The organism is Streptomyces sp. NPDC060198 (assembly GCF_042728415.1).
In the GTDB taxonomy this organism is placed as follows: Bacteria; Actinomycetota; Actinomycetes; order Streptomycetales; family Streptomycetaceae; genus Streptomyces.
In genome coordinates this window covers 1-5,920 of record NZ_JBHWZJ010000404.1, presented here as the reverse complement: position 1 = coordinate 5,920, position 5,920 = coordinate 1, and the positions used below count along the sequence as shown (strand labels likewise).

The following is a 5,920-nucleotide window of genomic DNA, read 5'->3' as shown; positions in this document are numbered from 1 at the left end:
CGGCACAGGGCCGTGTGCGGGTCGGGGGCCGCGGACCGCTCCCGGGGCGGGCGGAGTTACCCGTCGACCTCGGCCCGCGCGGGCTTCGGGATCAGGAACGAGACCGCGAGAGCGATCACGATGAGCACGATTCCGGCGATCATCGCGGTGGAGTAGCCGGACGTCGAGCCGGCCGAGGACGGGTGGACGGCGCTCTGGACGGCGTCCAGGACGACGAAGCTGAGGCCCGCGCCGAGGTTGAACGCACCCGCGTTCAGGCCCGGCAGGAAGCCCGGGTTGTCGTCGGGGGAGAGGACGATCCCCAGCCCGTTGAGGATGATGTTGCCGATGCCCGCGTAGGTGATGCCGACCAGCAGGGAGCCGATCAGCAGCCAGGCGCGCGAACCGGTGTGCAGGGTGCTCGCGAGGACCGCGACGGATATCACGGAGCCGATCAGGCCGACCCGCAGGACGCGGCCGTAGCCCCAGGTGGCCGCGGCGCGGCCGGCCAGCGGGCCCATGGCGAACCCGGCGAGGGCGTAGGGGGTGAGCGTCCACCAGGCGGAGCCGGTGGCGGACATCCCCAGGCCGGCCTCGGCGTTCTGGGCGAAGGCGGGCACCAGGCCGTTCATGACGGCGAAGACACCCGTCATGGTGAGCAGGGTGCAGGCCAGCAGCGACCAGGTGGCACGGCGCCGCAGGTGGTGCAGGGCGACCAGCGGGTGGGCGGCCCGTCCCTCGTTGCGCCAGAACAGGGCGAACGCGACGACCGCGACGACCGCCATGAGCACCGCGTACGTCCAGTTCGCGGCGGACAGCTTGCCGGCCTCGTCGAGCGCGAGCAGCAGGGTGCCGACCGAGACAGCGAGGAAGAGGGCACCCGGCCAGTCCATGCGGGTGTCGCCCGCGGTGGCCTTCGACTCGGGGGTCAGGGTGGCGACGAGAACGGCGCCGAGCGCGGCGACCACGGCCATGGTCCAGAAGACGGAGCCGAAGCCGAAGTGGTCGGTGAGAGAACCGCCGGCCACGGAGTCGAGACCGGCGATGCCGCCGTTGACCGCGGTGATGACGCCGAGCAGGGTGCCGTACAGCTTCGGCTCCCGGACCTCGTTGCGCAGCATGATCAGACACAGCGGCACGACCGGCCCGCTGACACCCTGGAGCACACGGCCGACGAACAGCACCGGCACGTCGGTGGCCAGGGCCGAGATCACGCAGCCGACGACCATCAGCGCCAGCATGCCCGTCAGTACCCTGCGGCGGCCGATCAGGTCGCCCAGGCGCGGCAGGAACAGCGAGAAGACGGCCGCGGAGGTGAAGAACGCGGTCTGGGTGCTGCCGATGGACACCGACGTGGTGTGCAGCGACTCCGCCATGTCCGTCAGGGCGGGACTGAGCATGCTCGCGTTGAGCTGGAAAGCGAAACAGGCCACCAGCAGGGCGACCATCAGCGCGCCGACGCGTACCGGGCGGCCGTGGACGGCGCCCTTCGCGTCGGGCGTGACGGGTGCGGTGGAGACGTTCACGCCTGCTCACGCTCCGGGGCGGGGACGGCCTTGTCGCCGTCGGGGTCGCCGCCCTCGCCGATGCGCTCCAGCGCGTCCACGACCAGGCCCCAGAAGCGGTCGCGGTCGAGCGACACGGCCACCTGGGTGCGGCAGTCCTCGGGAGCCGGCCGGCGGAAGTCCGCGACGGTCATGCCGAGGGTGAGCGAGCCGTGCAGCTCGATGTCGACCGGGACCCTGCGCGTGGTCATGACGTCGGGGTCGATCACGTAGGCGACGGCGCACGGGTCGTGCACCGGCGGGTGCTCGAAGCCCTGCGCCTCCAGGTACATGTCGCCGAAGAAGTCCAGCAGCTCGCCGACGAACCGGGCCGGGCGGGTGCCGACGGCGGAGATCCGCTCACGGACCTCCGGGGTGGCCAGCGCCTGGTGGGTCAGGTCGAGGCCGACCATGGTGACCGGCCAGCCCGCGTTGAAGACGATGTGCGCGGCCTCGGGGTCGATGATGATGTTGAACTCGGCGACCGCGCTCCAGTTCCCCTCGTGGTAGCCGCCGCCCATCAGGACGACCTCGCGGACCCGCTCCGCGATGCGCGGCTCCTTGCGGACCGCCATGGCGATGTTGGTCAGCCCCGCGGTCGGCACGATGGTGATCTCGCCCGGCTCGTGCGACATGACGAGGTCGATGATCAGGTCCACCGCGTGCCGCCGGTCCAGCTCGGTCCGGGGCTCGGGCAGGACCGGGCCGTCCAGGCCGGACTCGCCGTGGATGTCCGGGGCCGTCTCGATCTCGCGGACCAGCGGACGGGGGTTGCCCGCCGCGAACGGCACACCGGTGATACCGGCGATCCGCGCCACCGACAGGGCGTTACGGGTCACCTTCTCCAGCGTCTGGTTGCCGACCACCGTGGTCACGCCGACCAGCTCCACGCCCGGGCTGCCGTGGGCCAGCAGCATGGCGATCGCGTCGTCGTGTCCGGGATCGCAATCGAGGATGATCTTCCTGGTCAACATGAGCCCCTTTGCTCGGCTGTGACGGTGTGCGGCTGCGCGCCGGACGGACCGGCGGCAGAACCTTGGGAACGCGGATCCGCGGAGCCGTCCCGGAGGACGGGGCGCACGCCCGGGCCGCAGCGTCCGGAAGACGCTGGGAAAACGTTCTCCCAAGAGATTGCTCAACCCCGCACCGAAATGTCAATGCATGAGGCACGCATCACAGTCCTGCGAGGTCGACGCAGTGCTGAGCTCCTTTCAACAGCCCTTCATCCGGGCGAATTCGAGTGATAACGTTTGCCCTCGTCAAGGATGACGGGGTTCGCCGCGGGGCGGGCCGTGGCTGGCAAGGAGGCTGCCCGGTGGGTGAAGTGACCCTGAGGGACGTCGCGGCGCTGTCCGGTTGCTCGGTAGCGACGGTCTCCCGCGTCATGGCCGGCACACGGCCGGTCGGCGAGGAGATCGCGTCCCGGGTGCGCGCCGCCGCCGAAACCCTCGGTTACGTGCCCAATCAGGTCGCGCGCTCCCTGCGCAGCCGGTCCACGGGCACCGTCGGCCTGGTGCTGCCGCAGATCACCAACCCGTTCTACCCGTCGCTGGTGCGGGAGCTCACGTACGCCCTGCACGGCTACGGACGGGCCGCGCTGCTCGCCGACTGCGACGACGACCCCGGTGTGGAAGCCGGCCGGATCGCCGACCTCCTGGGCAGACGGGTCGACGCCATTCTGGTGGTCCCCGTCGACGAACACCTCAGCCGGACCGCGGTCGCCGACGCGGCCGACAAGGTGCCGCTGGTGCTGCTCGACCGCGGATGCGGACCGGGCGTCGCGGACCTGGTCGCGGTCGACAACACCGCGGGCATCGCCCTGGTCCTGGACCACCTGGCGGCCACCGGCAGGCGCCGGCCCTGTTTCATCGGCGCCGCCGGTACCGACTCGGCCGCTGCCGAGCGCCGGGCCGCCTTCGAAGCGAACGCGGGAGCGCTTTTCCCGGGCGGCGAGTGGGCCCCGGTCGAACTCGGGGACTTCTCCGTCGCCTGGGGCCGGACCGCCGTCGACCGGCTGTGGCCGTCCCGCCCGGACGCCGTGGTCTGCGCCAACGACCTGATCGCCATCGGAGCGCTGCAACGTCTGCGCGAACTGGGCGCCGACGTGCCCGGGGAGGTCGCGGTGACGGGCTTCGACGACGTGCCGATGGCCTCGCTCACCGCCCCCGGGCTGACCACCGTGCGCCAGCCGGTCCGTGAACTCGCCGCAGAGGCCGTCGCGTTACTGGCGAAGAGGCTGGACACCGGACGCGCGGGCGGCCCGGCCGACGCGCGGGCCACCGGCGCGCGGAAGGTGCGCACGGTGCGACTCGCACCCGAGCTGGCGGTCCGGGCCTCCAGCGTCCCGCCGGCCATCGGAACGCCCCCGGTGGCCACAGCCGGCCCGCCGCACACGCCCAGCCCCGCCGCGGCACCGGACTCCCGTCCGGCGAGCCCCGTGCCCCCGCGGCCCCGTGACCGCAATGACCCAACAGCGTGAGGAACCAGCAGTGATCGCCGTCGTCGGAAGCCTGAACCTCGACCTTGTCGCCCCCGTACCGCGGCACCCCGTGCCCGGGGAGACCGTGCTGGGCGGGGACATCGCCCAGCATCCCGGTGGGAAGGGCGCCAACCAGGCCGTCGCCGTGGCCCGCCTCGGGGCCGAGGTCTCCTTCGTCGGCCGGGTCGGCGACGACGACGCCGGCCAGGTGATGACCGGTGCCGTGGGCGGCCAGGGTGTCGACATCACGCACGTGCGCACCACCGCCGGCACCGCCACCGGCCGGGCGATGATCGCCGTCTCCCCGGCCGGGGAGAACACCATCATCGTCAGCCCTGGAGCCAACTCCCGTCTCGGCGCGGCCGACTGCGAGGCCGCCGCCGACGTACTGCACCGGGCGGCCGTCACCGTCCTCCAGCAGGAGGTCCCGGACGAGGCCAACCACGCCGCCGCCCGCCTCGCCGGCGGGACGGTCCTGTACAATCCGGCGCCGGTGACACCGGGCACCACCCCGCCGCCCTACGTCGACCTGCTGGTGCCCAACCGCACCGAACTGGCCGCGCTCACCGGGACGGCCGTCCCCCGCACCACCGACGAGGTCGTCGCGGCCGCCCGCAGACTGCGCGGAGCCGGAGCGGTCGTCGTCACCCTCGGCGGCGACGGTGTCCTGCTGCTGGAAGGCACCGCCCACCTGCACCTGCCCGCCTTCCGCGTCGACCCGAAGGACACCACCGCCGCCGGGGACTGCTTCTGCGGCGCGCTCGCGGTCGGGCTCTCTGAGGGCCGCTCCCTCGCGGAGGCCGCCCGCTGGGCCTCGGCCGCCGCCGCGCTGAGCACCACGCGCGCCGGAGCGCAGTCCTCCCTCCCGGTGCGGGACGAGGTCGAGGAGTTCCTCAGCCGCCAGAAGTGAATCGCCACCGACCGCCGGGGAACCCCGGCCCCGCCGCGATCCGGGCACGACCCGGGTTCCCCGTCCTGCCGCCCGCCCGGCACGACCGTACGCTCGGCACATGGCCCTCTGCGACGATCTGGACCGGGCGAACCCGGACACGGCCCCCGCCCCTCCCGCCGACGCCTGCGCCGATTGCCTGGCCGTCGGCAGGGACGACTGGGTGCACCTGCGGCGCTGTCTGACCTGCGGCCGGGTGGCGTGCTGCGACAGCTCGCCCCTGCGGCACGCGACCGCCCACTACGAGGCGTCCGGGCACCCCGTCATGCGCTCCCACGAGCCGGGCGAGGAGTGGCGCTGGTGCTTCCGCCACGAGGTACTCGGCTGACGCCGCGGTCTTGCGGCAGGACACCCGGAGGCAGTCATTCCGGGTGCGCCCGGGGAGCGCGCACCGAAGACTGGGCGCATTCCCCGAGGAGGAACCCATGGCCACGCAATTCGAGGCGATCGTGGAGATCGACCGTCCGATCGACAGCGTCTTCGCCTATCTCGCCGACGGCGAGAACGACCGGGACTTCAGCCCGCGCGTGCAGAAGATCGAGAAGTCTCCGGTGGGCCCCACGGTCGTCGGCACGACGTTCCGCTCGACGGTCAAGGACGCCGGAATGACCACCCAGCGGGAATTCGTCATCACCGAACTGGTGGCTCCGACCCGGGTCCGCTGGCAGGAGAAGTCGAAGAACGTGGTCACCGCGTCGGACGGCGGGTACGACCTGGAGCCGACCGGAAACGGCGGGACCCGGGTACGGATCCACAACGTCCTCGAAGGCCACGGCGTCGGCAAACTGCTGGTCGGCTTCGCCGCCAAGGCCGCTCGCAAGGACGCACCCGCCTTCGGTCTCCGTATCAAGAAGGCCGTGGAGGCCGCCGTCCCGAGCCGCTGAGCGGCGGAAGCCCCTGAGCCCGCCGAGCGGCAGAGACCCGCAGAGCCGCGGGCAGGAGCGTGCCCGGACGTGCGAGAGGCCCGGA

General features: G+C 72.6%; 6 protein-coding genes. 4 read left to right on the top strand and 2 right to left on the bottom strand.

Features of this window, described 5'->3' with window-relative positions; translation table 11 throughout:
- Positions 1–56: 56 nt before the first annotated feature.
- Together ACFWEP_RS30370 and ACFWEP_RS30365 are read right to left on the bottom strand one after the other, a co-directional pair.
- On the bottom strand, positions 57–1,505 hold the full coding sequence (locus ACFWEP_RS30370) for an MFS transporter (protein WP_387374852.1): 1,449 nt from the start codon (positions 1,503–1,505) through the stop codon (positions 57–59).
- Complete coding sequence (locus ACFWEP_RS30365; protein WP_387374854.1) at positions 1,502–2,494, bottom strand: nucleoside hydrolase; 993 nt, start codon at positions 2,492–2,494, stop codon at positions 1,502–1,504. The genes ACFWEP_RS30370 and ACFWEP_RS30365 overlap by 4 nt, the downstream gene beginning before the upstream one ends.
- Positions 2,495–2,838: 344 nt before the next feature.
- On the opposite strand from ACFWEP_RS30365, the gene ACFWEP_RS30360 reads away from it, so the two are divergent.
- From ACFWEP_RS30360 to ACFWEP_RS30345, 4 genes are all read left to right on the top strand, one after another.
- Positions 2,839–4,002 (top strand): substrate-binding domain-containing protein, encoded by a 1,164-nt coding sequence (locus ACFWEP_RS30360; protein WP_387374850.1) that lies wholly within the window; start codon positions 2,839–2,841, stop codon positions 4,000–4,002.
- Positions 3,986–4,912, top strand: a complete 927-nt coding sequence (gene rbsK / locus ACFWEP_RS30355) for a ribokinase (protein ID WP_387374848.1) — start codon at positions 3,986–3,988, stop codon at positions 4,910–4,912. Before ACFWEP_RS30360 ends, rbsK begins: the two co-directional genes overlap by 17 nt.
- A gap of 100 nt (positions 4,913–5,012) precedes the next feature.
- A complete protein-coding gene (locus tag ACFWEP_RS30350) occupies positions 5,013–5,279 on the top strand; it encodes a UBP-type zinc finger domain-containing protein (RefSeq protein WP_387374846.1) in 267 nt (88 codons plus the stop codon).
- Positions 5,280–5,376: 97 nt separating this feature from the next.
- On the top strand, positions 5,377–5,835 hold the full coding sequence (locus ACFWEP_RS30345) for an SRPBCC family protein (protein ID WP_387374844.1): 459 nt from the start codon (positions 5,377–5,379) through the stop codon (positions 5,833–5,835).
- Positions 5,836–5,920: the final 85 nt, after the last annotated feature.

What these genes read in the sequence shown, in the direction of transcription:
- ACFWEP_RS30350 (WP_387374846.1), top strand. Translation starts at nt 5,013, where the DNA reads ATGGCCCTCTGCGACGATCTGGACCGGGCGAACCCGGACACGGCCCCC.
- ACFWEP_RS30345 (WP_387374844.1), top strand. Translation starts at nt 5,377, where the DNA reads ATGGCCACGCAATTCGAGGCGATCGTGGAGATCGACCGTCCGATCGAC.
- rbsK (WP_387374848.1), top strand. Translation starts at nt 3,986, where the DNA reads ATGACCCAACAGCGTGAGGAACCAGCAGTGATCGCCGTCGTCGGAAGC.